This is a genomic window from Roseomonas sp. CCTCC AB2023176 (assembly GCF_042259275.1).
In the GTDB taxonomy this organism is placed as follows: Bacteria; Pseudomonadota; Alphaproteobacteria; order Acetobacterales; family Acetobacteraceae; genus Roseomonas.
Map to the genome: position 1 here is coordinate 4723868 of NZ_CP170086.1, position 22714 is coordinate 4746581.

A 22714-nucleotide genomic window follows, 5' to 3' on the forward strand; every position below is an offset into this window, starting at 1 on the left:
ACAGATGTACAGCCTGACCGTCGCGGACCACGTGATGATCGCCCACTCCTTCCGGGGGGAGGAGTTCGGGCCGGCGCAGCGCGTCCACGGCGCGACCTTTGTCGTGGAGGCGGAGTTCCGCGCCCCCCGGCTGGACCATGCGAACCTGCTGGTGGACATCGCAGCGGCTCGGGTGGAGCTGCGGCGGATCCTCGACGGGTTCGACTACCACAACCTCGATACCCTGCCGGTCTTCGAGGGGCAGAACACGACGACGGAGTTCCTCTGCTTCCACGTGCATGCGGAGCTCTGCGCGGCGCTGGCGGGCGGGAAGCTCGGCGAGGGCGGGCGCGCGGTGCGGTCGATGAAGGTCCTGCTGCGCGAGAGCCCGCTGGCCTGGGCGGCCTACGAGGCGGAGGTGCCGGGGATCGCGGCGGCATGAAGGTAGCGCTGCTCGTTCCCGGGCCGTTCGATGCGATCAGTGGGGGGTACGGGTACGACCGGCGGATCGTGGCGGGGCTGCGGGAGGCCGGGCACGTGGCCCGCGTTGTCGAGCTGGCCGGGCGGCATCCGTTGCCCGACGGGGCCGCCGAGGATTCGGCCCGGACGGCGCTGGACTCTCTGGGAGAGGATGAGGTTGCGGTCGTGGACGGGCTGGGGTTGCCGGCCTTCGCGCCACTGGCCGACCGGCTTTCGGCGCGGCGGGCGATCGGGCTGATCCATCACCCGACGGCGTTGGAGAACGGGTTTTCCGACGACGAGCGCGCGGCGCTGAAGGAGCGGGAGCGGCTGCTTTTCCCGGTGATGGCGCGTCTCGTCACGACGTCGCAGCTGACGGCGGAGAGGCTGCCGCTGGAGTTCGGAGCGCTGGCCGAGCGGATCGGCGTGGTGGAGCCGGGGACGGATCCGGCGCCTCGCGCGAAGGGTTCGGGCCGCGCGGGCTGCGCCATCCTCGCGGTGGGCACGCTCGTGCCGCGCAAGGGGCATGACCTGCTGCTGCGGGCGCTCGGGCGGCTGACGGACCTGGACTGGCACCTCACGATAGCGGGCGGCGAGCGGGACCCTGTGCACGCGGCGGGGCTGCGGGCGCTGGCCGAGGAACTCGGCATCGCATCGCGCGTGACCTTCGCGGGCGAGGTGGACGACACGGGGCTGGCGGCGCTGTACGACGGCGCCGACCTCTTCGCCTCGGCGAGTTGGTGGGAGGGATACGGCATGGCGGTAGCGGAAGCGCTGGCGCGCGGGCTGCCGCTGGCAGTGACGGCGGGCGGGGCGCTGACGGACCTGGTGCCGCGCGACGGCGCGGTGATCTGCGAGCCCGGCGACTGGAATGCGCTGTCGCGCGCCATGCGCCGGCCAGTCTTCGACCGAGACCTTCGGGCGGCGCTGGCCGACGCGGCCTGGGAGGCGGGCCAGAGACTCCCGCGCTGGTCGGACCGGGCCGCGGCCTTTGCGCGGGAGATCGAGGTGGCGCTGTCGTGACGGAATCCTTCGACGGCGACTGGCTGGACCGGCGGGAGCCGGCGGATGCGCGGGCGCGGGACATGCGGCTCGCGCTCATGCTGTCCGACGCCTTGCCGAAGCGGCCGCACCTGATCGATCTCGGCGCGGGAACGGGCAGCCTGTTCCGCTGGATGGCGCCGCTGATCGGGCGCGCGCAGGCCTGGACACTGCTGGACGCGGACCGCGACCTGCTGGACCGGGCGTTCGAGACCATCGCGGAGCGGGCCGATGACGTGGGCTTCCGCGTCTCGGCGCCGGCGAAGCGGACGTTGCTGGTGCATACGCCGGCGGGGGCCTGGCGTGTCGAGGGGCTGGTGGTGGACCTGGCCGACGCGCCGCACGGGCTGCCGCTGGACAAGGCGGATGCGGTGGTCTGCACGGCGCTCTGCGACCTGGTGTCACGGCACTGGGTGCGGCGGATGGCGAAGAAGCTGCGCGTGCCCTTCTACGCCGCGCTGAACGTGGACGGGCGGGACCGCTTCCTGCCGCCGCATCCGGCGGACCGCGCGGTGGCCGCGGGGTTCCGGCGGGACCAGGGGCGCGACAAGGGATTCGACGGGCTGGCGCTCGGGCCGGATGCGACGCGTGTGATGGCGGAGGCATTCCGGAAGCGGGGCTTCGGCGTGACGACGGCGCCCTCGCCCTGGCGGCTGGGGCGGGGTGATACGGGGATGCTGATCGACCTCGTGCAGGGGCATGCGGGCGCGGCGGCAGCGCATCGGCCCCGCGACGCGGGGATCGCGGCCTGGCGCGCGGCGCGGCTGCGGCAGGCCTCGGTCGGGCGGCTGTCGGCGCGGATCGGGCATTCGGACCTGCTCGCGCTGCCGCTGAAGCAGAAGTAGGCCGCGGGAGGTTCGTCATGCCGGTCCTCGGGTGCATCGCCGACGACTTCACGGGGGCCACGGACCTCGCCTCCATGCTGGTCCGGAACGGGATGCGGACGGTGCAGGTGATCGGCGTGCCGCCAACGGATGGCAGCATGCCTTTGCCCGACGTCCCCGCAGTGGTGGTGGCGCTGAAGTCGCGGACGGCGCCGGTGCGGCAGGCGGTGGAGGAGAGCCTCGCGGCTTGCGAGGCGTTGCTGGCCGCGGGCGCGCGGCAGATCCTGTTCAAGGTGTGTTCCACCTTCGACAGCACGCCGGCAGGGAATATCGGACCGGTCGCGGATGCGCTGCTGAAGCGGCTGCAGGGCTCGCTGGCGCTGGTGAACCCGGCCTTCCCGACGAACGGGCGCACTGTCTATCTGGGGCATCTCTTCGTCGGCGGGGCGCTGCTGAGCGAAAGCGGGATGGAGAACCACCCGCTGACGCCGATGCGCGACCCCAACCTGGTGCGCGTCATGGCCGCGCAGACGGACGGGTCGGTGGGGCTGATCCCCTTCGGGGTGGTCGAGGCGGGCGCGGGGGCGGTGCGGCGGGAGGCGTCGCGGCTGGCGGAGGCGGGGCGGCGCTACGCGATCGCGGATGCGGTCACGGACGCGCATCTGCGGGCCATTGGGGAAGCGACGGCGGCGCACCCGTTGATCGTCGGCGGGTCAGGCGTCGCCATGGGGTTGCCCGAGAACTTCCGGCGCGCGGGGCTGCTGGAGGCGGTGGAGGATGCGGGGGCGCTGCCCGCGGCGTCCGGGGCCTGCGCGGTGGTGGCGGGGTCCTGCTCGCGCGCGACGCTTGGGCAGATCGGCGTGGCGCGGGACCATGTGCCGGTGCTGGAACTCGACGCGCTGGCGACGCCGGATGCGGCGTCGCTGCGCGATCAGGCCTTGGCCTGGGCGGAGGGAAAGCTATCCGACGCGCGTCCGGTGGTGATCGCGGCGTCCGCACCGCCGGACCGCGTGGCGGCCTTGCAGGCGCGGCTGGGGCGTGAGGCGGCGGGGGTGCTGGTGGAAACGGCGATGGCCGACATCGCGGCCGCGCTGGTCGCGCGGGCGTGCGGCGGCTGGTCGTGGCGGGCGGGGAGACGTCGGGGGCCGTCGTGCAGCGCCTCGGCGTGCGCAGCCTGCGGATCGGCGACGAGATCGACCCCGGCGTACCCTGGACCTACGCGGAGCCGGCGGGGATCCACCTCGCGTTGAAGTCCGGGAACTTCGGCGGACGGGACTTCTTCCTGCGCGCCTTCGGGTAGCGTCCCGCAGCGAAGAAGCGTCGGGAACAAAGAAGAAGGGGCGCCGCGCGGACGCGACGCCCCTCCCCATTCGATCAGCCGCTAGGGCCGATCAGTTGTTCTCGCCGCCGGAGGACATCCCGCTCTCGCCGCCGCTGGACGAGGAGGACGCGGCTTCGGCGCGCTTGCGGGCGCGGGTCGCAGCGGCCTTCTTCGCGGCCTCGGAGCGGGCGGAGGTGCCGGCCGACGCCGCGCTCTTGCGCGCGCCGGTGGTGCGGGACGCGGCGGCGCGCTTCGGGGCGGCGGCGGCCTTGCGGGCCGTCGTCGTCTTGCGGGCGGCCGGCGCCTTGCGCGCGGTGGTCGTCTTGCGGGCGGTCGTCGCCTTGCGGGCGGCGGTCGCGCGCTTCGGCGCGGCCTTGCGGGCCGTCGTCGTCTTCTTCGCGGCCGTCGCGCGCTTCGGCGCCGCCTTGCGGGCGGTCGTCGTCTTCTTCGCGGCGGTGGCGCGGCGGGTCGGCGCTGCCTTCTTGGCGGCCGGCTTCGCGGCAGCCTTGCGGGCAGGGGCCGCCTTCTTCGCGGTGGTCTTCTTCGCGGCGGTGCTGCGGCTGGTGGTGCCACGGCCGGCGGACGCGGCCTTGCGGGCCGTGGTGCCGCTGCGGCGGGACGTGCTCATGGCCATGGCCATCGCGCGCGGGGTGGTCTCTTCACTCATGCGCTGTGTCTCCAGTCGTGTCGTTGGGTTGCTGAGTTCATGGGCCACGCCCGTGCCCGGCCTGTCTGCCGGGAGACGGCGCGGCATCCGCCACGCCAACGCGCGGGATGGGCGACCGGGTTGGGGGCGACCGTTGCCTGGCGCGCGCCGCGGGCCGGGATCATCCGGCTTCCTCCGCTGGCATCCGCGTCACGCATCTTCCGGCACCGCGCACGTGGCGGGACGACAGGTGTCGCGTCCCCCCTTCGCTCTCGCCCACGGTCCAATCGAACCGTCCTTCTCGCGTTGCGTCGCGCCGCTCCCGTTCGTCCGATCCGTCCGTCGGCTGCTTCGTACTTGACAGCCATCGCGCGAATCGGGCGAACGCTTGCTTGCGCGAATGCACGCTAATCGCGTGCGCGCGTGCGTTGTCAACGAAAAGCAATCACGACGCGCGAAAAAATCGCGTGCATCCGAATCACGTACGTTCGCGTTGCGGTGCGTCGTGCATGTGGTGGGCCGGATGTCGCACGCACCGCGCCGTGCGTGCGATGGGTCGGATGATGCGATGTCGGCCGCCGCGTCGTCGGTGCTGCCGCATCGTCGCCGCATTCCGTACCGGTTCGGCGCGGTGCGAGACGGCGGTGCCGCGGGCTCCGCGTCGTCGCTCCGCCGATGGTTGCGGCGGAACAAGGCTGGCGCGCCGCGCTCGCGGCGCGCCGAGGAATGTCACTCGCGCGGCGCGTACCGCCCGGCGCGAGCAGCACGCGAAGCCGCATCAGCCCCGCGCGGACATCGGCGGCACCGGCCGCTGCGCCTCGCCGACGTAGTGGGAAAGCGGGCGGATCAGGCGATTGTCCGCCGCCTGCTCGATGACGTGCGCCGCCCATCCCGTGATGCGGGAGGCCACGAAGATCGGGGTGAAGAGGGGGATGTCGAAACCCATGAGGTGGTAGGCGGGCCCGGCGGGGAAATCGAGGTTGGGTTCGATCCGCTTCTTCGCCCGCATCTCGGCCGCCAGCAGCCGCGACATCTCCATCCAGCGCCGGTCGCCGACGACCTCCGCCATCTTCTCGGCGTACTTGGTCATCGTGGGGACGCGGCTGTCGCCGTTCTTGTAGACCCGGTGGCCGAAGCCCATGACGAGCGCCTTGTGGTCGAAACGGGACTGGAGCCACTCGACGGCGCGGGACGGATCGCCGATCTCGGTCAGCATGTGCATCACGGCCTCGTTAGCGCCGCCGTGCAGCGGGCCCTTCAGCGCGGCGATGCCGGCCGTGATGGCGCCGTGCAGGTCCGCGCCCGTCGAGGCGACGGTGCGGGCGGTGAAGGTCGAGGCGTTGAAGGAGTGCTCGGCGTAGAGGATGAGGGAGACGTCGAAGGCCTTCACCACCTCGGGCTGCGGCACCTTGCCGAAGACGAGGTGGAAGAAGTTCTCCCCGAAGGCGAGCGACGCGTCGGGGGCGATCGGCTCCATGCCCTTGCCGATCCGGTGCGCAGCGGCGATTGCGGTCGGGATCTTGGCGAGCAGGCGCATGGCCTTGCGGCGCGTCGCGGGCTCCGACACGTCGGCGACCTCCGGGTCCTCCATGCCCATGAACGAGACGGCGGTCCGGATCGCGTCCATCGGGTGGGCGTCGCGCGGGAAGCGGCGGATCACCTCGAGCAGCGCGGGAGTGATGCTGCGCTGCGATGCCTCCTCGCGCCGGAAGGCTGACAGTTGGGCGGCGTTGGGCAGTTCGCCGTTCCAGAGGAGGTAGGCGACCTCCTCGAAGGAACATTCCTCGGCCAGGTCCTGCACGGCGTAGCCGCGGTAGGTCAGGGAGTTCGTCTCCGGCATCACCTTGGAGACGGCGGTGACGTCGGCGACGACGCCGACGAGACCCTTGCGGATGTCGGGTTCGGACGCGGGGGCGTCGGTCATGGGCTGGGTTCTCCCTCCGTGTGTGGGGCGCCGCGGCGCCGTTCGTAGAGCAGGTCGGGTTCTCCCTCCTCATTGGAAGACCCGTCGGACTGGGCCACCGCCACGAAGCCATGAGCCTCGTAGAAGGCGCGTGCGGCGGCGTTTCGGGCGAAGGCGTGGAGGCGGAGCAGCGGCGGATCGTCGGCCGTCACGGCAGCCAGGAGGGCCGTGCCGATGCCGCGACGCCGCATCTCCGGCGCGAGGTAGAGGTGTTCGATCCATTCGCCGGCGCGGGCGACGAAGCCGGCCGGCACGTCGCCGGCCCAGGCGACCCGCACTTCGCAGCCCGTCAGCACCCGGCCGCGCATCCAAGCCAGGTCCTCCTCCGGCGTGTAGAGCACGGGCAGCCAGGGCATGGCGGCGGCGCGGGAGGCGCGGAACAGCCGGGCGAGCGCCGCCGCGTCGGCGGGCACGCCCGGCCGGATCGCGACGGCGTTCATCCGCGGATCAGAAGATGCCCGGCTTGCCGGCGCGCAGCCGGTCCGCGGGGACGGCGACGTTCAGTTCGGCAAGTTCGCTCGCCTTGAGGGTGGCGAGGTTCTCGGCGGCCTGGATGAAGCGGTCCTGCTCGGCCTTCTCGACGATGCCGTCGGTCAGGATGCGGAACTTCCGGATGTAGTCGGCCCGACCGAAGGGCTTGGCGCCGAGCGGGTGGGCGTTGGCGACGGCCAGCTCGTCCACGATGGTCGAGCCATCCTTCATCGTGATCTCGAGACGCCCGCCGAAGGCCAGCTCGTTCGGATCGCGGGAATGGTAGCGCCGGGTCCATTCCGGGTCCTCCCGCGTCTCGACCTTGTGCCAGAGGCGGATGGTCTCGGGACGGTTGGCACGCTCCGGAGCGTAGGAGTCGACGTGGTGCCAGGCGCCGTCCTGAAGCGCGACGGCCAGGATGTACATGATGGAGTGGTCCAGCGTCTCGCGGCTGGCCCCCGGGTCCATCTTCTGGGGATCGTTCGCGCCGGTGCCGATCACGTAGTGGGTGTGGTGGGAGGTGTGGAGGAGGATCCTCTCGACCTGATCCCAGTCGCGGATCCGCTCCCGAACCTTGAAGGCCAGGTCGATGAGGGCCTGGGACTGGTACTCCGCGCTATGTTCCTTCGTGTAGCTGTCCAGGATGGCGCGCTTGGCCTCGCCTGGGCCGGGAAGCGGGACGTCGTAGTAGGTCGGCTCGTAGACGTCGCCCTGATACCGCTGGGTGCGGCCGGCTAGGACCCAGGCGATGACGCCGTCCTCGCCCTCGTAGATCGGCGATGGGGCGCCCTCCCCGCGCATCGCGCGGTCCACGGCTTCGACGGCCAGCTTGCCGGCATGGGCGGGGGCGAAGGCCTTCCAGCTGCTGATCTCGCCCTTGCGGGACTGGCGGAACGTCACGCTGACGTGCAGCGCCTGCTGGACGGCCTGGTAGATCGTCGCCTGGCCCAGGCCGAGCAGCGTGCCGAGGCCGGCGGCCGCGGCGGGGCATAGGTGCGCGATGTGGTCCACCTTGTGCTCATGCAGGCAGATCGCGCGGACGAGGTCGATGTGGATCTCGTAGGCCGTGGCGAGGGCGCGGAGGACGGCGGCGCCGTCCTTGCCGGTGGTCTGCGCGACCGCGAGCACGGGCGGGATGTTGTCGCCGGGGTGGGAGTAGTCGGCGGCCAGGAAGGTGTCGTGCATGTCCAGTTCACGCACCGCGGTGCCGTTGGCCCAGGCCGCCCATTCCGGGGAGTAGCGTTCGGCCGCCGGGCGACCGAAGACCGTCGCCCCGCCCTGGCGCGGATGACCGAGCGCCATCTGCCGCGCGGAGGTCGGGGCGGAGCGATTGATCGCCGCCAGCGCGACGGCGGCATTGTCGATCACGCGGTTGATGATCATCGCCGCGGTGTCGTCCGGCACCCCGACCGGGTCGGCCGCGACGGCGGCGATCTTCCAGGCCAGCTGGTCCTCGCGCTTCAGCAGCGCCTTGGACGGGTAGACCTTCACGGGGTGCATCTGCATGGCGTCTCGCGTTCCTCCGGATGACGGCGGCGTCCTTCTGCCCGGCCGATACGAAGTCGTCCATCGGCAGGGTCTCGCTCCGGCTCGACGGGTCGGTCCGGGACCCGGGCGTCATGCCGCCGGCGGGCAGCGCCACGGCCGGAGGCGGTTGCCCTTGCCGCGGCCGACCTGATGTCAGTCGAGGCGCCAGTTCCGGGTCGCGAAGGACCGGCGGGGCGTGCCGAGGGCGCGGGAAGCGGCCGGTACTCGCGTGACATCTTCCTCCGCGAACACGAGCAGCGTCTCGTCGGATGCGAGATCGCCGATCGCGACCTCGAAGCGGACGGTGCCGCTACCGGCATCGAGGCTTCGCCGCGTGACCAGGGTCGCCAGCGTGGACTCGCGGAGAACCTCCACCCTGTCCCAATAGACGCCCGAGAAGGACAGGCCGTCGAAGACCAGCCGGCGATGGGCGCCGCGGCGCAGCCGAACGCGCGAGGCCTGACCGGGTCCAGCCCACCAGACGACCGAGCCGTCGACCTGCAGCTCGGCCGGGTGCCAGTCCCGGACGAGCCAGACACCGGCATCGCCGTCGGCCGCAGCACGGAGAGCAGGCGCGATGAGAGCCGGGTCGTCGGCCGCCGTCGCGAGGCCGTGGCGCCACGCCGCATAGCGGCGGCGTGCGGTCGTCCACAGGATACTGTCGAGTGCGAACCGCCCGGGATCGCGAAGGAGCCACTCGCGGATGGCGGCGGCGTCCACGTCGTCCGGCGGGGCCGCGTTCAGCGCCTCGGCCGTCTCCGCGAGGCGGCGCCCCGATTCGAGCGACCACAGGATGCAGAACTCGTCCACGCTCTCGGTCGGGACGAGCCAGCGGATGCGCTCCGCCGCGGCGGGCAGGTGCCGCAGCAACCAGGCATCCTCGCCGTGAACCAGGTCAGCCGCCTCGGCCCCGAAGAAGGGCCGCACCAGGCCGCGGGTCTGGAAGGTCAGGAAGTAGTCGGCGAAGCGCTCGAGGAACGCCTCGATGGGCAAGGCGACGGAGGCGGCGTGAAGCGCGTTGAGGGGATCGCGGCGGATGTGGCGCACGTGGGACACGACGTGCCGGATCGGGTCGCGTACCGAGGCCATGAACTCGACCCCCGGCGGCGGCTCACGCAGGATACCGAATCCGGTATGGGCGCCGACGAAGTCGTGGGCCGCGGCAAGCGCCGCGACCTCCTCCCGCGTCCCGACGATCGGGATGTGGATCCTGACCCGCTCGGCTGCGAAGGCCCCGCCGACGCGCGCAGCGAGCGTCTGGCCGGCCGTCTTGGGGATGTGGAGCAGGTAGATCATCGGGAACCCTCGCGGAGACGACCGGTCGAGGCCCGAAGGGCGGGGCCCTTGGGCCGCCGCCACGGGATAACCGACGCATCGCACGCCGTCGAACCGCCCTGCCCCGGGCCGCGACCCTGAGCGGCGCCGGCGTCATGTTTCGGATCGGGCGGAACGGGTCTAGCCTTCCGTGGTCACCTGGATCTGACCGATGCAGCAGCCCTTCGATCGCATCATTCGCGGCGACCTCGTCCTGCCCGACCGCATCCTGCCGGACGGCTACGTGGCCGTGCGGGGGGAAGCCATCGCCGCCATCGGGCAGGGCGCGCCTCCGCCCGCCGCCTCGGTCGAAGACCATTCGGGGCGCTTCGTTCTCCCCGGGCTGGTGGACGGGCACATGCACACGGCGTCCTCCATCGGGTGGCCGGGGATCGAGGGGGCGACGATGTCGGCGGCGGCCGGCGGGGTCACGACCTGCTGCGACATGCCCTACGACATCCCGCTGCCGGTTACGGACGCCGCGATCTTCCGGGACAAGGTCGAGCACCTCCACCGGCTGGCCCACGTGGACGTCGCGCTCTACGGCACCATCCGCAAGGACGGCGGCGTCGAGAAGATCGCGGAGCTGGCGGAGGCCGGGGCCTCGGCCTTCAAGCTCTCCACCTATGAATACGATGCGGTGCGGTTCCCCCGGATCAACGGGCCGCTGATGCGGCGCGCCTTCGCGGAGATCGCGAAGACCAACCTGATGGTCGCGGTCCATAACGAGGACCAGGAGCTGGTGGAGGCCCTGACCGCCGAGGCCAAGGCGGCCGGGCGGCGGGACCCGATCCAGCACTGCGTCACCCGGCCGCCGCTCGCCGAGAATCTCGCGAACAACGCGATCTTCGAGATCGGGCTGGAGACGGGGGCGCATGTCCACATCGCCCATTCGTCGCTGGCGCGGGGGTTCGAGATCGCGGAGGCCTTCCGGCGCGCGGGGGCGCGGTCGTCGGGGGAGGCCTGCGTCCACTACCTCTGCATGACGGAGGAGGACGTCGTGCGGCTCGAGGGGTTCGGGAAGTGCAACCCGCCCTTCCGCAGCGCTGCGGAGGTCGAGCGGATGTGGGGGGCGATCGCCGACGGCGCCGTCGCATACGTCTCCACGGACCACGCGCCGTGGCAGCGGGAGCGCAAGACCTACAACGGCGACATCTTCGCGGTGGGGGCGGGCCTGACGGGGATGCAGTCCTTCGCCCCGCTGATGTTCACCCTGCTGGAGGAGCGCGGGCTGCCGCTGACGATCATGGCGCGGCTCTGCGCGGCGGAGCCCGCGCGGTACCACGGTCTCGACCCGAAGAAGGGACGGATCGAGGTCGGGTCGGACGCCGACCTCTGCGTGATCGAGCGCGGCGACTTCACCTTCGACCAGGCGAAGATCCTGGACCGGCCGGAGTTCCAGCATTCCGCCTATCACGGACGTCGCATGCGGGGGCGCGTCGCCGCGACCTATCTGCGCGGGCGCGCCGTGTGGGACGGGGAGAAGGTCCTGGCCAAGCCGGGCGACGGACGCTTCGTGCCGCGGCAGCACCGGCGCGCGGTGGAACTGCCGGAGGCGGGGGCGTGACGGTGCGGCGGCCGCTGCTCGTCGCGCTGCCTGCGGCGCTGGCCGGCTTCGGCCTTTGGATCTGGATCACGGGACCGGGGACGAGCGTGCCGAACGCGCTGATCGCCTTCGGGGTGGCGGTCGTCTTCGGGCGGGTGACGTGGACGCTGGTCGCGCCGAGGACCGAGGATGACGCGGAGCCCGGCGCGCCGCCGGCGTCGCATGACGGGGGAACCTCGCGATGAGCCGGATCCTGCGGGTCGCCGCGGCGCAGATGGGCCCGAACCCCCGCGACATGCCGCGCGACGTCATCCTGGAGCGCATGATCGCGCTGCTGGACGGCGCGGCGAAGAGCGGGGCCCGGCTCGTCGTCTTCCCCGAACTCGCCTTCACCACCTTCTTTCCCCGCTGGCTGATCGAGGACGAGGCGGACCTGTCCCGCTTCTACGAGCAGCGGATGCCGGGACCCTCGGTTCAGCCGCTGTTCGAGCGGGCGCGGACGCTCGGCGTCGGGTTCTACGTCGGCTACGCCGAGCTGACGGGAAGCGGGCGGCGCTTCAACTCCTCGGTCATCGTCGGGCCCGACGGCGAGATGCTGCTGAAGTACCGCAAGGTCCACCTGCCCGGCTCGAAGGAGCCTCGCCCGGCGCAGCGCTACCAGCAGTTGGAGAAGCGCTATTTCCTGCCGGGCGACCTTGGCTTTCCCGTCGCGCGGGGACCGGAGACGTGGCACCGGCCCGTGCTCGGCATGCTGATCTGCAACGACCGGCGCTGGCCGGAGGCGTGGCGCTGCCTCGGGCTGCAGGGGGTGGAGCTGGTCTGCATCGGCTACAATTCCGCGGCCTACGATCCGAACGGGGGGAACACCGAGGATTCGGAGCGGCGGACCTTCCACTCCACGCTCGCGGTCCAGGCCAACGCCTACTTCAACTCGACCTGGGCGGTCTCCGTCGCGAAGGCGGGTGACGAGGATGGGTCGGGGCTCATCGGGGGGTCCTGCATCGTGTCGCCGGACGGGATCGTCGTGGCGCAGGCGCGTTCGCTGGACGATGAGGTGCTGATGGCGGACCTCGACCTCGACGCGGGGCTGCAGGGGCGGGCGCCGGGGAAGATGTTCGACCTTGGCCTGCACCGCCGGCCCGACCAGTACCAACGGATCGTCGATCAGGCGGGGATCGAGGCGCCGGCCTGACGCGCCGCCCCGCGGAGAGGCGGCGCGCCGCGGCCGGTCAGGACTTGCCGCCGACCGCGGGGCGTCCCGCGCCGAAGCCCGTGAGTTCCGCGATGCTGCGCATCACGTCCATCGGCAGCGGGCGCGCAGCAACCGTGTTCGCCCGGGCACGGTGGGACAGGCGGACCTTCACGAAGCGGCCCTGGGCCACCCCGACGCAGGCGAAGCTGTCGGCGGTCGTCTGCTCCTCGGCGTACTCAAAAGTGTAGGCATCGCAGCGGAAGGCTGCCGCGCCGCCCGGGCCGGGGATGTCGGGCAGGCGCGTGACGGAGCCGATGCGGTAGCCGCGGTTCTCCGACGCGTTCTCGATCTCGCGCCGGCTGGTGGCGAGCTCGGCGTCGGCGGCCGGGCCGACGCCGGGCGTGGTCAGGTCGGAGCGGTTGCGGTTGTAGAGGTAGATCGTGACGTACGGCGTGCCGGTCGGCGATTCGTAGTTGATGGAGGCGCCGAGGCCGCGACCGTTGGGGCGCGCCTCGTAGTCCGTCACGGGTTCCTGGCGGCGCAGCCCCGCGATCTGCGGCGGCAGGGCGCCGACTTCCGCCGCGGGTGAGCGGGCCGCAGGCGGTGCTGCGGCGGGCGGCGTGGTGGCCGGCGCCGCACCCTTCTGTGCCTGCGACGTGCCGGGGAGGAGCAAGAGCACGGCGCCGAGGACCGCCGCGGTCGAGGTCGCGTTGCGCATCAACCCACTCCGTTCGCGCGGAAGAAATCGAGCATCCGCCGCCAGCCATCGGCGGCAGGCCCCGGACGGTAGGTCGGCCGGTAGTCCGCGTGGAAGCCGTGCGGGGCGTCGGGGTAGATCACCAGTTCGAAAGGCTTGTTCACGGCCCGCATCGCGGCCTGCATCCGGCGGAGGCCCTCGACAGGGATGCCGGTGTCGGCTTCCCCGTAGAGGCCGAGGATGGGGCACCGAATGTCGGCGGCCATGTCGAGCGGGACGCGCGGCGTGAGGTCGCTCGGCGTGCCGGCGACGGGGCCGTACCAGGCGACGCCGGCCTTCAGGTGCGGATTGTGCGCGGCATAGGCCCAGACGTTGCGGCCGCCCCGGCAGTAGCCGGTGATGCCGAGGCGGTCGGCATTGCCGCCGTCGGCCACGGCCCAGGCATAGGTCGCGTCGAGGTCGCCGAACAATTCCGCGTCCGGCTTGCGGTTGGCGATCGCGGCGGCGGCGCCGACATCGGCGGCGCGCGCGGCGTCGCCCTGGCGGACGTAGTAGTCCGGCGCGACGGCGAGGAAGCCCTCCTTCGCCAGGCGGCGCGTCACGTCCTTGATGTACTCGTGCAGGCCGAAGATCTCCTGGCACACGATGACCACCGGCCAGGCGCTGCCGGAGGCAGGGCGGGCCCGGTAGGCGGGCATGGCGACGGCGCCGACGGGAATGGTGACCTCCCCGGCGACGAGGCCGTCCGCCGGCGTCGTGACGATGGTCTGCGCGATGACCGGGCCGGCCGCGAGGGTGTAGCCCGCGCCGAGGCTGACGGAGGTGAGGAGGCCACGACGTGGCAGCCTGTCGAGGACGGGTGGGGAGATCATCTCGTCGGCAGGCGGTATGGTGAGGCTCATCGGTCGCGGCTCCCAGGTCCGGTGACGGCACACATTATATATAGCGCACGCACGCGTGGCGTTCGATGTCGGCTCGGCGCGTGCCAAGGTCCGATCTCCGCGGTCCCGCTGGCCCCTCCGTCATCTCGGTCAGCCCGCCCTTACCCGTGGCCAGCCATGCCAGCCCGGACGCGCTGCCTGCAGCTGCCCGCACGTCGTCCCGTGGAGTCGCGTGTGCGACGCACGCGACAGGACCGACGGGCCATCCCGGTTGTCCGGCGCCGGAGCAGCAGCGTAACGTCCGGGCACTACCCTGAGGAGGGATGTGATGGCCCCGGCCGCAGCCGCCCCGCGATGGACCGCCGGCCCGGCCGCGGGTCAGATCCGACAGTTCGAGAACGTGCCGTTCATCGAGCTGCACCAGATGAATGTGCTTGAGGATGGCGGCGACCTCATCTTCCTCGACGACCATTACTGGCCGGTCCGCTCGCCCACGAACAACTACGGCCGCCAGGTTCCCAGCGTCACGAAGGGTGGCTCGAAGTACGGCAACCACACCCGCCACTTCGGCGCGGCCCGGCCGGTCAAGCCGAAGGCCGGCGACACGCTGCGCTGGCATTGTGCCGTCGACCTCGGCGGCTACCACCTCGACACGGTCGTCGCTTGCCAGAGCGGCACGGTGATGAGCATCCACACCTATCACATGGGCACCTACGGCATGCTGGTGTCGACCGGCGCGCACGGGCCAGTGATCCACTACGCCGAGATCGAGAAGGACAGCTGGAAGGAGTTCGGCGTCCAGCAGGGCAAGCCGGTCGAGGCGGGCAAGCCGATCGCCCGCATCGGCAAGATGGGCGAGAGCTCGATGCTTCACTTCGAGATGTACCAGCCCGCGACGACCCGCCATGCGTCCTGGCCCCGTGATCAGGCGGCGCCGTCGAAGCTGCGCGACCCGACGAAGTACCTGCTGTTCCTCGCCGTCAACGGGTACTGAGGCGCGGCCGCCCGCCGGTAAACGTGGCGAAGCCCGTTTTCACGGCACGGCGGCGGCTGCCGAGGGAACGGCCCGGTGACGTTCCGCCCAAGCCGCGACGGGTCGCATCGGGAGCGGTTAGGCTCGCGACCGCAGCCAGAGGATCCTCCATGCATCGCCGATTGACCGTCGCCGCCGCCCAGATGGGACCGATCCAGCGCGCCGAGGGGCGCGACGTGGCGGTCGGGCGGATGGTCGCGCTGATGGAGGCGGCGCACCGGCGCGGGGCGGAGGTCGTCGTCTATCCGGAACTCGCGCTCACGACCTTCTTCCCCCGCTGGTACGAGGAGGACCGGGCCGCGGCCGACCATTGGTTCGAGACCTCCCTCCCCTCCAACGAGACGGCGCCGCTTTTCGAGGCCGCGCGGCGGCTGAACGTCGCCTTCCACCTGGGCTACGCGGAGAGGACGCCGGAGGGGAGGCACTTCAACACGGCGGTCTTCGTGCATCCGTCCGGCGAGATCGTGCTGAAGTACCGGAAGGTGCACCTGCCCGGGCATGCGGAACACGACCCGCAGCGCCGGGTGCAGCACCTGGAGAAGCGCTACTTCGAGGTCGGCGACCTCGGCTTCCCTGTCGTGCGCGCGCCGGTCGGGTCGGCGGGGCCCGTGAACCTCGGCATGATGATCTGCAACGACCGGCGCTGGCCGGAGGCCTGGCGGGTGCTGGGGTTGCAGTCCGTGGAACTCGTCATGCTCGGCTACAACACGCCGTCGCTGAACATGGAAAACCGCGGCTTCGAGGCGCATCACCTGCGGGTGCTGCACTCGCACCTCTCGATCCAGGCGGGGTGCTACCAGAACGCGTGCTTCGGGGTCGGGGTCGCGAAGGCCGGGACGGAGGACGGGCACGAGATGTTCGGGCACTCCATCATCGTGAACCCGCAAGGGGAGATCATGGCCCAGGCAACCTCCTGGGACGACGAGGTGGTGGTGGCTGACCTGGACCTCGAGGTGTGCCGGCTCGGGCGGGAGACGATCTTCAACTTCGCGCGGCACCGGCGTCCCGAGGCCTATGCGCGGATCACGGAGCAGGTCGGGGCCGTCGCGCCGCCGGAGTGGACCCCCGCCGCGAAGGTTCGTGCGGAGGCGTAACCGGCCGAGCGCTGGAGCGTTGTAGCGGGGACGGAGGAACCCCCGATGCGCACGATCGCCGCCATGGCCCTGTCTCTCCTGCTCGCGGCGCCGCTGCTGGCGATGAGTCCGGCGCAGCGATCGGCGGAGGAGCAGTTGCGGCGCGGCGTGGATCAGGATCGCGTCGCCGATGCCGCACGGCAGCTGCGGGAGGGGACGGCGCCGTCCTCCTCCGCGGTGACGGACGACATGACGCGCGGGTCGCTCGGGCCGGAGCGTCGGGACCTGCTGGCGTTGCCGCAGGGCTCGGCGCGGGAGATCGCGCAGCCGCCCGTCGCCGATACGGTGCCGTCCGGCTCGGTGGACCGGAACGCGCCGGCGACGCGCTGAGGCGTCCCGCCGCCGGCGCGCGAAGGCAACGCGCGGCACGCGCGGGGCGTTCTCCCTCCGAGACACCACGCACGGAGGAGAACATGCGCCGCACCTTCCTGGCCCGCGCCGGCCTCACCGCCCTGGGCCTGGGCTTCGGCGTCGCGGGCACTGCCCGCGCGCAGGACGTCAACCAGATGTTGGACCAGGCGCTGCGCCAGTTCGGCGGCGACCGCGGCCGCGCCGACGAAGACGCGCGCCGCCGCTCCGATGAGCAGCGCCGTTGGGAAGAGGACGGCGCGCGCCGGGAGCGGGAGCGCCAGCGCGCGCGGCGCGATGGGGGGCGAGAGGATTTCGGGCGCCGGCGTGAGGCGGGTGACCGTGATCGCGCCCATCGCGACCGCGCCGTCGAGGACCGCGACCGGCAGTTGGCGGACCAGCAGCGCCGGCTTGCGGATGAGCGCCGCCGCCTGGACCAGGAGCGGCAGCGCGGCTGGTGACGCCGCAACCGTGCAACCCGGAGCAACGTTCCCCTGGCAGGAGAACGCCCACCATGTCCCGTCCGGTCCTTGCCGCCCTCGCCCTCGTCACCGCCGCTGCGGTGACATCCCCCGCCCAGGCGGCGGAGGGCGACAGCGTGTTCGGGAACTTCTTCTCCCGCGTCGTGGGCTCCGGCCAGGCGCAGGCCGAGGCGCCGCATGCGCGGCGGGCGGCGGACGCGGAGATGCGGGAGCGGGAGGCGCGCGACATGCGGCGCGCCTATTGGGAACGCGAGCGGGCGCGGATCGCGCAGCAGGCGTCCTCGCGTCAGGCGGTCGCCTCGACGGATCGCTGACGCGGTCCGGCGGGCGCTCCGCTGAGGGGCGCGTCGCCGACGGCGACAAGGGCCTGGGCGGCCGCGGCCGCCATCGGTTCGATCACGGGAATGCCCGCTGCGTCTTCGACGGCGCGGCGGTGGTCCGCCATGCCGGCGCAGCCGAGAATGACGACGTCCGACCCGGCGGCGGCCAGCCGCCGAGCAGTTGCGATCAGCGCGGCGCGGGCGGCGGTGCCGTCCGTCAACGCGGTCATCGGGAGGTTCAGTGCTTCCGTCGCGGCGAGGCGGGCTCCCGCGCCGACGGCCTGCAGGACGCGCCGTTGCCGGGCCTTCGAGGCCTCGACGAAGGCGATGACGCCGAAGCGGTCGGCGCGGGCGAGCGCGGCGGCGACCGCGCAGCGAAAGGGGCCGAGGACCGGGCGGTCCGTCACCTCCCGCACCGCTTCCAGTCCGGGGTCGGACACGCAGGCGATGACGTAGGCATCGGCCGGGCTGCGCGCGACGAGGTCGCAGAGCGGCAGGGCGACCGAGAACCAGTCCCGCCATGTCGCGACCGCCGACGGGCCGCCGGGGAGTGCGACGGTGTCGAAGCGGATCGCACCGGGCCGGGCGTAGGGGGCGACAGCCCGCGCGATGCCCGCGGTGCATCCCGCATCGGTGTTCGGGTTGATGAGGAGGACGCGGCGTTCCATGTCCGGATGGTCCGGGACGGGGCGGCCGGGGACAAGCCCCGTGCTTGCCGCAACGGTGACGGGCCGCCATATTGCGTTGCAACATAACGGCGTGGGTCGCGTTCCCCCCGCCGGAGGATCGCCAACCATGCTCCCGCAGCCCGACCGCGCCGTCGGCGAGGAGTCGCGGCCCGCACCGTCCGCCTGGACGCTGATCGGCCGAGGCATCCGCAATCGCTGCCCGAACTGCGCGGAGGGCCGGGTCTTCGCCGGGTTCCTGCGCGTCGTCGACGAGTGCGCCGTGTGCCACGCGCCGCTCGGGTCGCTCCGGGCGGATGACGCGCCGCCCTACATCGTCATCTTCCTCGTCGGGCACCTCCTCGTCCCGCCGGTCTTCTGGATCGAGAGGGTCTACGAGCCGCCGATGTGGCTCCATATGGTCGTCTGGCTGCCGCTCTTCGCCGTCATCTGCACGCTGCTGCTGCGTCCGGTGAAGGGCGGGGTGGTCGGGCTGATGTGGCGACTGGGCTTCGGGGAACGCGGGGAACAGCGTGAGTGAGGTGATGGCCGGCGTCGCGACGCAACGGATCGCGTCCATCCTGCTGCCCGAGGGCCCACCCCTGCCCTCGCGCTTCGCGGAGCAGGACCGGGAGCAGGCCGTGCGGGACCTGCTGCTGGAGAACGTGTTCTCGCCGGAAGGGCTGGCGCCCGGGCCTTACATCGTGCACCTCGCGTTGCGCGACGGGCGGCTGCTGCTGGACATCCGGGATTCGGCGGATGCGCCGCTGCGTGCCTTCGGGCTGGCGCTCGGGCCCTTCCGGCGGCTGATCAAGGACTACCAGATGGTGGTCGGCGGCTACGAACAGGCGGTTGGCGATGGGGCGATGGAAGCGCGGATCCAGACCTTGGACATGGCGCGGCGCGGCCTGCACAACGAAGGGGCGGAGTTGCTACGGGAACGCCTGCAGGGCCGCGTGACCCTGGATTTCGAGACGGCGCGGCGGCTCTTCACGCTGGTCTGCGCGCTGCACCAGAGGATCTGAGGCGTTGAAGATCAACGGGGTGCCGCACCGCAGCGTGCGGGTGCATGACGACGGCCGCTCGGTCGTCATCTTCGACCAGACGCGCCTGCCCTGGGCGGTCGAGGAACTCGTCCTGCCGGACGAGGACGCGGTCGCCGAGGCGATCCGGTCCATGAAGGTCCGTGGCGCGCCGCTGATCGGGGCGGTCGGGGCCTATGGGCTTGCGATGGCGCTGCGGCGCGATCCGTCCGTCGAGAACCTGGAACGCTCGGCGGCGATGCTGAACGAGACGCGGCCAACGGCGGTCAACCTGCGCTGGGCGCTGGACCGGATCTGCACGGCGGTGCGGAACCACCCGCCGGAGCGGCGGGCCGATGCCGCCTATGCCGAGGCGGCGGCGATCTGCGACGACGACGTCGAGACCAACCGCAAGATCGGCGAGCACGGGCTGCCGCTGCTGCGCGAGATCGCGGCGCGCAAGCCGCCGGGCGAGCCGGTGCGGATCCTGACGCACTGCAACGCCGGCTGGATCGCGACAGTGGATTTCGGGACGGCCCTGTCGCCGATCTATCAGGCGCATGACGAGGGCATGAACGTCCATGTCTGGGTGGACGAGACTCGGCCGCGCAACCAGGGCGCGGCGCTGACGGCCTGGGAACTGGGCGCGCACGGCGTTCCGCATGCGCTGGTGGCGGACAATGCCGGCGGGCACCTGATGCAGCACGGGATGGTGGATATCGTCTTCGTCGGCACGGATCGGGTCACGCGGAACGGCGACGTCGCGAACAAGATCGGGACCTACCTCAAGGCCTTGGCCGCGAAGGACAATGGCGTGCCGTTCTGGGTGGCGCTGCCGCATTCGACACTGGACATGTCCGTGCGCGACGGGGTGCGGGAAATCCCGATCGAGGAGCGCTCGGGCACGGAGGTGACGGACACGACGGGGCGCCTTCCCGACGGGACGATCGCCACGGTGCGCGTGGCGGCGGAGGGGACGGTCGCCGCCAACCCCGCCTTCGACGTGACCCCGGCCCGGCTGGTGACCGGGCTGATCACGGAGCGCGGGCGCTGCGAGGCGAGCGAGGCGGGGCTGGCCTCGCTCTATCCGGAAAAGGCCTGACGCGCCGTCAGGAGACGCGGACGACCCGGCCGCCGGTCCTGACTTCCAGCAACACCAGGCCGGCGACGATGGACAGGCCGGCGAAGGCGGCGGCCAGGGGCGCGTAGGACGGCACGGCGGCCGTGGTGGGCGAGCCCAGGACCGTCGCGACGAGCGTCGCGATCGTGACGAGGCCGGCGACGATCAGGGCGAGGCAGAACCGGTTCATGTCGGACCTCCGGCCGGGACGATGGGGGATGCCTGCCCCGGCGATACGAAGAGAACACCCGGGCCGCGGCGGCGAGGCGCCGAGATCGTGGCAAGATCAGGGCACGTGCGGTCAGGGCCCGGGGTCCTCGCACGTCGGCGACGCCCCCTCCCCCGCACGCGACTTGCATGTCAGCCTGCGACGACCGCGGGCCGGGGCCGCGGATCGGGTTCGGAGGGGAAGAGGATGCGTCGCTCATTCATGGCCGCCGCGCTGCTGCTGGCGACGGCGACGGGGGTCCAGGCCCAGACGGGGGGCGCGGGCGGACCCCCGCTGCGGACGGCGGTGGACGGGACCTTCGCGCCCCACGCCTTCCCGCGGCTGGAAGGCGGAGTGCAGGGCTTCAACGTGGACCTGTTCCGGGAGGTCGCCCGCCGCATGGGGCGGGAGATCACCATCGACTCCGCGTCCTTCTCCGGCCTCGTGCCCGCGATGAATGCGGGGCGCTACGACTTCCTGGCGGCGCCGGTGACCGTCACGCGGGAGAGGGCGGAGAGCATGATCTTCACCGAGGGCTACCTCTACACGGAGTTCCAGTTCGGCATCCGGCGAGGGAACGCGCCGATCCGGTCGCTCGACGACCTGCGGGGCAAGGCGATCGCGGTGAACAAGGGATCGGCGTACGATGCCTGGGCGCAGGCGAACGCGGAACGGCTGGGCTTCACGTACCAGGCCTATGACACGAACCCCGACGCGGTGGCCGCCGTGATCGCGGGGCGGGCCTATGCGGTGCTCGCGGGCAACACGGTCGTCCGCTACGCCGCGAGCCAGCAGCGGCAGCTCGTCCCGGACTTCACCATCCGCGAGACCCGCGCCCACTGGGCCGCGCCCTTCCGCCGCGACAACGTGGCGCTGCGGAACGAGGTCGAGAACGTACTGGAATGCATGAAGCGCGACGGCACGGTGGCCCGGCTGTCGCAGCAATGGTTCGGCGACGCGCCGGGCGAGGAGTCGGCCGAGCGGACCGTCTTCCCGGGCTACGGCGTGCCGGACCTGCCGGGTTACGACCCCACGCCGCATGAGCCGCGCTGCTGAGGACCTGACGGGACCTTGGGGGGACTCGACGGGTTCGCCGCCACCTTCCTGAACGCGAAGGTGATGGCGGCCTGGCTGCCGAAGATCGTCGAGGGCTTCGGGCTGACCGTGCTGCTGGCCGCCGCCATCGTGGCGGCAGGGCTGGTGGCCGGGCTGGCGCTGGCGGTGGTGCGGGCACTCGGCGTGCGGCCGCTGAACTGGCTTCTGATCTTCTTCGTGGACCTGTTCCGGGCGTTGCCGCCGCTCGTCATCATCGTGCTGCTGTATTTCGGGCTGCCCTCGATGGAGCTGTCGCTGTCGGGGTTCTGGGCGACCTGGCTGTCGCTGACCCTGGTGCTCGCGGCCTTCGCGGAGGAGATCTTCTGGGCGGGGATCGCCGCGACGCCGCGCGGGCAGTGGGATGCGGCGCGGGCGGTTGGGATGCGCTTCCTGCCGACGCTGTTCCTGGTGATCCTGCCCCAGGCCGTGCGGATGGTCGTGCCGCCGCTGACGAACCGGACGATCGCGATCACCAAGGGGACGGCGCTGGCCTCCGTCGTGGGCGTGGCGGAAATCCTGGGGGCGTCGCAGTCGGCCATGGCGTTTTCCGGCAATCCATCGCCGCTGACCCTCGGCGCGATCGCCTACGCGCTGCTGTTCATCCCCGTCGTGGGCGTGGGGCGTTGGATCGAGCGGCGCGCGGCGTTGCCCGGCCACCCGGCGCGCTGAGCATGTCACGAGGAACATGCTGAGCATGTCGCGAGGGACATGCTGAGGTGGAGGACTTCGCCGATGCCTTCCTGAACTGGGATATCGTGCGCCGCGCGATGCCGATCCTGCTGCGCGGGCTGTGGCAGACGCTGCTTCTCGCGGCCATGGTCGTGCCGCTGGGGGTGCTCGGCGGGCTGGCGCTGGCGCTGCTGTCGCGGGCGCGAAGCCGCTGGGTGCGCTGGCCGCTCGCCGCCTGGACCGACCTGTTCCGGGCGCTGCCTCCCCTGGTGCTGCTGATCGTCTGCTATGCCGGGCTGCCCTTCGCCGGGATCGACCTCGGCGCCTGGGGCGCGGTGGCGCTGGCCTTCTTCCTGAACACGGGTGCCTATTACGGGGAGGTGCTGCGGGCCGGGCTGGATTCCGTACCGCGCGGGCAGGCCGAGGCGGCGCGGGCGCTGGGGCTCTCGCCCTACCGGACCATGCGGCACGTCATCTTGCCCCAGGCCGTGCGGAATGTGCTGCCCGACCTCGTCTCCAACACGGTGGAGGTGGTGAAGCTGACCTCCATCGCCTCCGTCGTGGCGCTGCCCGAACTGCTGTTCCAGGCGCGGCAGGCGCAGAGCGTGACCTACAATGCCTCGCCGATCGTCGCGGCGGCGCTGGCGTACTTCATCCTGCTCTGGCCCTGCGTTCGGCTTCTGTCGCGGCTGGAGCACAAGTCGATCGCCGGGCGCTGACCGTTCCGGCTGGCCATCAACCGGTCTCGCTTGGCGGCG

The 22714-nt window shown here is 72.0% G+C and carries 26 protein-coding genes and 1 pseudogene; 18 read left to right on the forward strand and 9 right to left on the reverse strand.

Annotated features, from left to right (window positions below):
* Nucleotides 1-4: 4 nt before the first annotated feature.
* The 4 genes and pseudogenes from ACE7GA_RS23725 to otnK all read left to right on the forward strand — a co-directional run bounded on the left by ACE7GA_RS23725 (nucleotide 5) and on the right by otnK (nucleotide 3603).
* On the forward strand, nucleotides 5-421 hold the full coding sequence (locus ACE7GA_RS23725; RefSeq protein WP_376092483.1) for a 6-pyruvoyl tetrahydropterin synthase family protein: 417 nt from the start codon (nucleotides 5-7) through the stop codon (nucleotides 419-421).
* Entirely contained in the window at nucleotides 418-1461 is a 1044-nt protein-coding gene (locus tag ACE7GA_RS23730; RefSeq protein WP_376092486.1) for a glycosyltransferase family 4 protein, read from the forward strand. The genes ACE7GA_RS23725 and ACE7GA_RS23730 overlap by 4 nt, the downstream gene beginning before the upstream one ends.
* On the forward strand, nucleotides 1458-2324 hold the full coding sequence (locus ACE7GA_RS23735) for a class I SAM-dependent methyltransferase (protein WP_376092489.1): 867 nt from the start codon (nucleotides 1458-1460) through the stop codon (nucleotides 2322-2324). The genes ACE7GA_RS23730 and ACE7GA_RS23735 overlap by 4 nt, the downstream gene beginning before the upstream one ends.
* A gap of 74 nt (nucleotides 2325-2398) precedes the next feature.
* Nucleotides 2399-3603 (forward strand): annotated as a pseudogene (gene otnK, locus ACE7GA_RS23740) (3-oxo-tetronate kinase).
* A gap of 91 nt (nucleotides 3604-3694) precedes the next feature.
* Here the strand turns inward: otnK and ACE7GA_RS23745 are convergent.
* The 5 genes from ACE7GA_RS23745 to ACE7GA_RS23765 form a co-directional block, all read right to left on the reverse strand.
* A complete protein-coding gene (locus tag ACE7GA_RS23745; protein ID WP_376092492.1) occupies nucleotides 3695-4291 on the reverse strand; it encodes a hypothetical protein in 597 nt (198 codons plus the stop codon).
* A 757-nt stretch (nucleotides 4292-5048) separates the two neighbouring features.
* The gene (locus ACE7GA_RS23750) at nucleotides 5049-6194 is read right to left on the reverse strand and encodes a bifunctional 2-methylcitrate synthase/citrate synthase (protein WP_376092495.1); all 1146 of its coding nucleotides are present in this window, start codon (nucleotides 6192-6194) and stop codon (nucleotides 5049-5051) included.
* Complete coding sequence (locus ACE7GA_RS23755) at nucleotides 6191-6673, reverse strand: GNAT family N-acetyltransferase (protein WP_376092498.1); 483 nt, start codon at nucleotides 6671-6673, stop codon at nucleotides 6191-6193. Before ACE7GA_RS23755 ends, ACE7GA_RS23750 begins: the two co-directional genes overlap by 4 nt.
* Before the next feature lie 7 nt (nucleotides 6674-6680).
* Nucleotides 6681-8210 (reverse strand): MmgE/PrpD family protein, encoded by a 1530-nt coding sequence (locus ACE7GA_RS23760; RefSeq protein WP_376092501.1) that lies wholly within the window; start codon nucleotides 8208-8210, stop codon nucleotides 6681-6683.
* 174 nt (nucleotides 8211-8384) lie between these two features.
* Nucleotides 8385-9527, reverse strand: a complete 1143-nt coding sequence (locus ACE7GA_RS23765; RefSeq protein WP_376092504.1) for a hypothetical protein — start codon at nucleotides 9525-9527, stop codon at nucleotides 8385-8387.
* A gap of 190 nt (nucleotides 9528-9717) precedes the next feature.
* On the opposite strand from ACE7GA_RS23765, the gene ACE7GA_RS23770 reads away from it, so the two are divergent.
* Genes ACE7GA_RS23770 through ACE7GA_RS23780 form a run of 3 tightly spaced genes read left to right on the forward strand, consistent with a single transcriptional unit; the run spans nucleotide 9718 to nucleotide 12283 of the window.
* Nucleotides 9718-11112, forward strand: a complete 1395-nt coding sequence (locus ACE7GA_RS23770) for a dihydroorotase family protein (RefSeq protein ID WP_376092507.1) — start codon at nucleotides 9718-9720, stop codon at nucleotides 11110-11112.
* On the forward strand, nucleotides 11109-11336 hold the full coding sequence (locus tag ACE7GA_RS23775; protein WP_376092510.1) for a hypothetical protein: 228 nt from the start codon (nucleotides 11109-11111) through the stop codon (nucleotides 11334-11336). The genes ACE7GA_RS23770 and ACE7GA_RS23775 overlap by 4 nt, the downstream gene beginning before the upstream one ends.
* Entirely contained in the window at nucleotides 11333-12283 is a 951-nt protein-coding gene (locus tag ACE7GA_RS23780; protein WP_376092513.1) for an N-carbamoyl-D-amino-acid hydrolase, read from the forward strand. Before ACE7GA_RS23775 ends, ACE7GA_RS23780 begins: the two co-directional genes overlap by 4 nt.
* A gap of 37 nt (nucleotides 12284-12320) precedes the next feature.
* On the opposite strand, the gene ACE7GA_RS23785 is transcribed toward ACE7GA_RS23780, so the two are convergent.
* Nucleotides 12321-13001 (reverse strand): hypothetical protein, encoded by a 681-nt coding sequence (locus ACE7GA_RS23785; protein ID WP_376092516.1) that lies wholly within the window; start codon nucleotides 12999-13001, stop codon nucleotides 12321-12323.
* Nucleotides 13001-13882: a dienelactone hydrolase family protein gene (locus tag ACE7GA_RS23790; protein ID WP_376092519.1), complete on the reverse strand. Its 882-nt coding sequence runs from the start codon at nucleotides 13880-13882 to the stop codon at nucleotides 13001-13003. The genes ACE7GA_RS23785 and ACE7GA_RS23790 overlap by 1 nt, the downstream gene beginning before the upstream one ends.
* A 307-nt stretch (nucleotides 13883-14189) precedes the next feature.
* Here ACE7GA_RS23790 and ACE7GA_RS23795 point away from each other — a divergent pair, with 307 nt between their 5' ends.
* From ACE7GA_RS23795 to ACE7GA_RS23815, 5 genes are all read left to right on the forward strand, one after another.
* The gene (locus ACE7GA_RS23795) at nucleotides 14190-14855 is read left to right on the forward strand and encodes a M23 family metallopeptidase (RefSeq protein WP_376092522.1); all 666 of its coding nucleotides are present in this window, start codon (nucleotides 14190-14192) and stop codon (nucleotides 14853-14855) included.
* Nucleotides 14856-15004: 149 nt separating this feature from the next.
* The gene (locus tag ACE7GA_RS23800; protein WP_376092525.1) at nucleotides 15005-15988 is read left to right on the forward strand and encodes an N-carbamoyl-D-amino-acid hydrolase; all 984 of its coding nucleotides are present in this window, start codon (nucleotides 15005-15007) and stop codon (nucleotides 15986-15988) included.
* Nucleotides 15989-16033: 45 nt separating this feature from the next.
* Complete coding sequence (locus tag ACE7GA_RS23805; protein ID WP_376092528.1) at nucleotides 16034-16357, forward strand: hypothetical protein; 324 nt, start codon at nucleotides 16034-16036, stop codon at nucleotides 16355-16357.
* An 83-nt stretch (nucleotides 16358-16440) separates the two neighbouring features.
* The gene (locus ACE7GA_RS23810; RefSeq protein ID WP_376092531.1) at nucleotides 16441-16836 is read left to right on the forward strand and encodes a hypothetical protein; all 396 of its coding nucleotides are present in this window, start codon (nucleotides 16441-16443) and stop codon (nucleotides 16834-16836) included.
* Nucleotides 16837-16889: 53 nt separating this feature from the next.
* Entirely contained in the window at nucleotides 16890-17171 is a 282-nt protein-coding gene (locus ACE7GA_RS23815) for a hypothetical protein (protein WP_376092534.1), read from the forward strand.
* On the opposite strand, the gene ACE7GA_RS23820 is transcribed toward ACE7GA_RS23815, so the two are convergent.
* On the reverse strand, nucleotides 17144-17845 hold the full coding sequence (locus ACE7GA_RS23820) for an aspartate/glutamate racemase family protein (RefSeq protein WP_376092536.1): 702 nt from the start codon (nucleotides 17843-17845) through the stop codon (nucleotides 17144-17146). The two genes, ACE7GA_RS23815 and ACE7GA_RS23820, sit on opposite strands and share 28 nt — an antisense overlap.
* Nucleotides 17846-17972: 127 nt before the next feature.
* Between ACE7GA_RS23820 and ACE7GA_RS23825 the strand changes: the two genes are divergently transcribed.
* The 3 genes from ACE7GA_RS23825 to mtnA are packed head-to-tail and all read left to right on the forward strand — an operon-like array spanning nucleotide 17973 to nucleotide 19966.
* Nucleotides 17973-18383 carry a DUF983 domain-containing protein gene (locus tag ACE7GA_RS23825; protein WP_376092539.1) on the forward strand — a complete coding sequence of 137 codons (411 nt, stop codon included), beginning with the start codon at nucleotides 17973-17975 and terminating at the stop codon, nucleotides 18381-18383.
* A 4-nt stretch (nucleotides 18384-18387) separates the two neighbouring features.
* Nucleotides 18388-18867: a UPF0262 family protein gene (locus tag ACE7GA_RS23830; RefSeq protein WP_376100502.1), complete on the forward strand. Its 480-nt coding sequence runs from the start codon at nucleotides 18388-18390 to the stop codon at nucleotides 18865-18867.
* Nucleotides 18868-18871: 4 nt separating this feature from the next.
* A complete protein-coding gene (gene mtnA, locus ACE7GA_RS23835) occupies nucleotides 18872-19966 on the forward strand; it encodes an S-methyl-5-thioribose-1-phosphate isomerase (protein WP_376092542.1) in 1095 nt (364 codons plus the stop codon).
* A gap of 7 nt (nucleotides 19967-19973) precedes the next feature.
* Here the strand turns inward: mtnA and ACE7GA_RS23840 are convergent, their stop codons facing one another.
* Nucleotides 19974-20174 (reverse strand): hypothetical protein, encoded by a 201-nt coding sequence (locus ACE7GA_RS23840; protein ID WP_376092545.1) that lies wholly within the window; start codon nucleotides 20172-20174, stop codon nucleotides 19974-19976.
* Nucleotides 20175-20399: 225 nt separating this feature from the next.
* Here ACE7GA_RS23840 and ACE7GA_RS23845 point away from each other — a divergent pair, with 225 nt between their 5' ends.
* Genes ACE7GA_RS23845 through ACE7GA_RS23855 form a run of 3 tightly spaced genes read left to right on the forward strand, consistent with a single transcriptional unit; the run spans nucleotide 20400 to nucleotide 22675 of the window.
* Nucleotides 20400-21248: a transporter substrate-binding domain-containing protein gene (locus ACE7GA_RS23845; protein ID WP_376092548.1), complete on the forward strand. Its 849-nt coding sequence runs from the start codon at nucleotides 20400-20402 to the stop codon at nucleotides 21246-21248.
* 15 nt (nucleotides 21249-21263) lie between these two features.
* Nucleotides 21264-21956, forward strand: a complete 693-nt coding sequence (locus ACE7GA_RS23850) for an amino acid ABC transporter permease (RefSeq protein WP_376092551.1) — start codon at nucleotides 21264-21266, stop codon at nucleotides 21954-21956.
* Nucleotides 21957-22003: 47 nt separating this feature from the next.
* The gene (locus ACE7GA_RS23855; RefSeq protein ID WP_376092554.1) at nucleotides 22004-22675 is read left to right on the forward strand and encodes an amino acid ABC transporter permease; all 672 of its coding nucleotides are present in this window, start codon (nucleotides 22004-22006) and stop codon (nucleotides 22673-22675) included.
* The last annotated feature ends 39 nt before the right edge of the window (nucleotides 22676-22714 follow it).

Bases quoted from the DNA above. Each gene is read 5' to 3' on its own strand.
- ACE7GA_RS23845 (WP_376092548.1), top strand. From the start codon at position 20,400: ATGCGTCGCTCATTCATGGCCGCCGCGCTGCTGCTGGCGACGGCGACG.
- ACE7GA_RS23805 (WP_376092528.1), top strand. From the start codon at position 16,034: ATGCGCACGATCGCCGCCATGGCCCTGTCTCTCCTGCTCGCGGCGCCG.
- ACE7GA_RS23815 (WP_376092534.1), top strand. From the start codon at position 16,890: ATGTCCCGTCCGGTCCTTGCCGCCCTCGCCCTCGTCACCGCCGCTGCG.
- ACE7GA_RS23725 (WP_376092483.1), top strand. From the start codon at position 5: ATGTACAGCCTGACCGTCGCGGACCACGTGATGATCGCCCACTCCTTC.
- ACE7GA_RS23765 (WP_376092504.1), bottom strand. From the start codon at position 9,527: ATGATCTACCTGCTCCACATCCCCAAGACGGCCGGCCAGACGCTCGCT.
- ACE7GA_RS23790 (WP_376092519.1), bottom strand. From the start codon at position 13,882: ATGAGCCTCACCATACCGCCTGCCGACGAGATGATCTCCCCACCCGTC.
- ACE7GA_RS23800 (WP_376092525.1), top strand. From the start codon at position 15,005: ATGCATCGCCGATTGACCGTCGCCGCCGCCCAGATGGGACCGATCCAG.
- ACE7GA_RS23820 (WP_376092536.1), bottom strand. From the start codon at position 17,845: ATGGAACGCCGCGTCCTCCTCATCAACCCGAACACCGATGCGGGATGC.
- ACE7GA_RS23795 (WP_376092522.1), top strand. From the start codon at position 14,190: ATGGCCCCGGCCGCAGCCGCCCCGCGATGGACCGCCGGCCCGGCCGCG.
- ACE7GA_RS23750 (WP_376092495.1), bottom strand. From the start codon at position 6,194: ATGACCGACGCCCCCGCGTCCGAACCCGACATCCGCAAGGGTCTCGTC.
- ACE7GA_RS23830 (WP_376100502.1), top strand. From the start codon at position 18,388: ATGGCCGGCGTCGCGACGCAACGGATCGCGTCCATCCTGCTGCCCGAG.
- ACE7GA_RS23760 (WP_376092501.1), bottom strand. From the start codon at position 8,210: ATGCAGATGCACCCCGTGAAGGTCTACCCGTCCAAGGCGCTGCTGAAG.
- ACE7GA_RS23840 (WP_376092545.1), bottom strand. From the start codon at position 20,174: ATGAACCGGTTCTGCCTCGCCCTGATCGTCGCCGGCCTCGTCACGATC.
- ACE7GA_RS23825 (WP_376092539.1), top strand. From the start codon at position 17,973: ATGCTCCCGCAGCCCGACCGCGCCGTCGGCGAGGAGTCGCGGCCCGCA.
- ACE7GA_RS23770 (WP_376092507.1), top strand. From the start codon at position 9,718: ATGCAGCAGCCCTTCGATCGCATCATTCGCGGCGACCTCGTCCTGCCC.
- ACE7GA_RS23785 (WP_376092516.1), bottom strand. From the start codon at position 13,001: ATGCGCAACGCGACCTCGACCGCGGCGGTCCTCGGCGCCGTGCTCTTG.
- ACE7GA_RS23745 (WP_376092492.1), bottom strand. From the start codon at position 4,291: ATGAGTGAAGAGACCACCCCGCGCGCGATGGCCATGGCCATGAGCACG.
- ACE7GA_RS23780 (WP_376092513.1), top strand. From the start codon at position 11,333: ATGAGCCGGATCCTGCGGGTCGCCGCGGCGCAGATGGGCCCGAACCCC.
- ACE7GA_RS23810 (WP_376092531.1), top strand. From the start codon at position 16,441: ATGCGCCGCACCTTCCTGGCCCGCGCCGGCCTCACCGCCCTGGGCCTG.
- ACE7GA_RS23730 (WP_376092486.1), top strand. From the start codon at position 418: ATGAAGGTAGCGCTGCTCGTTCCCGGGCCGTTCGATGCGATCAGTGGG.
- ACE7GA_RS23755 (WP_376092498.1), bottom strand. From the start codon at position 6,673: ATGAACGCCGTCGCGATCCGGCCGGGCGTGCCCGCCGACGCGGCGGCG.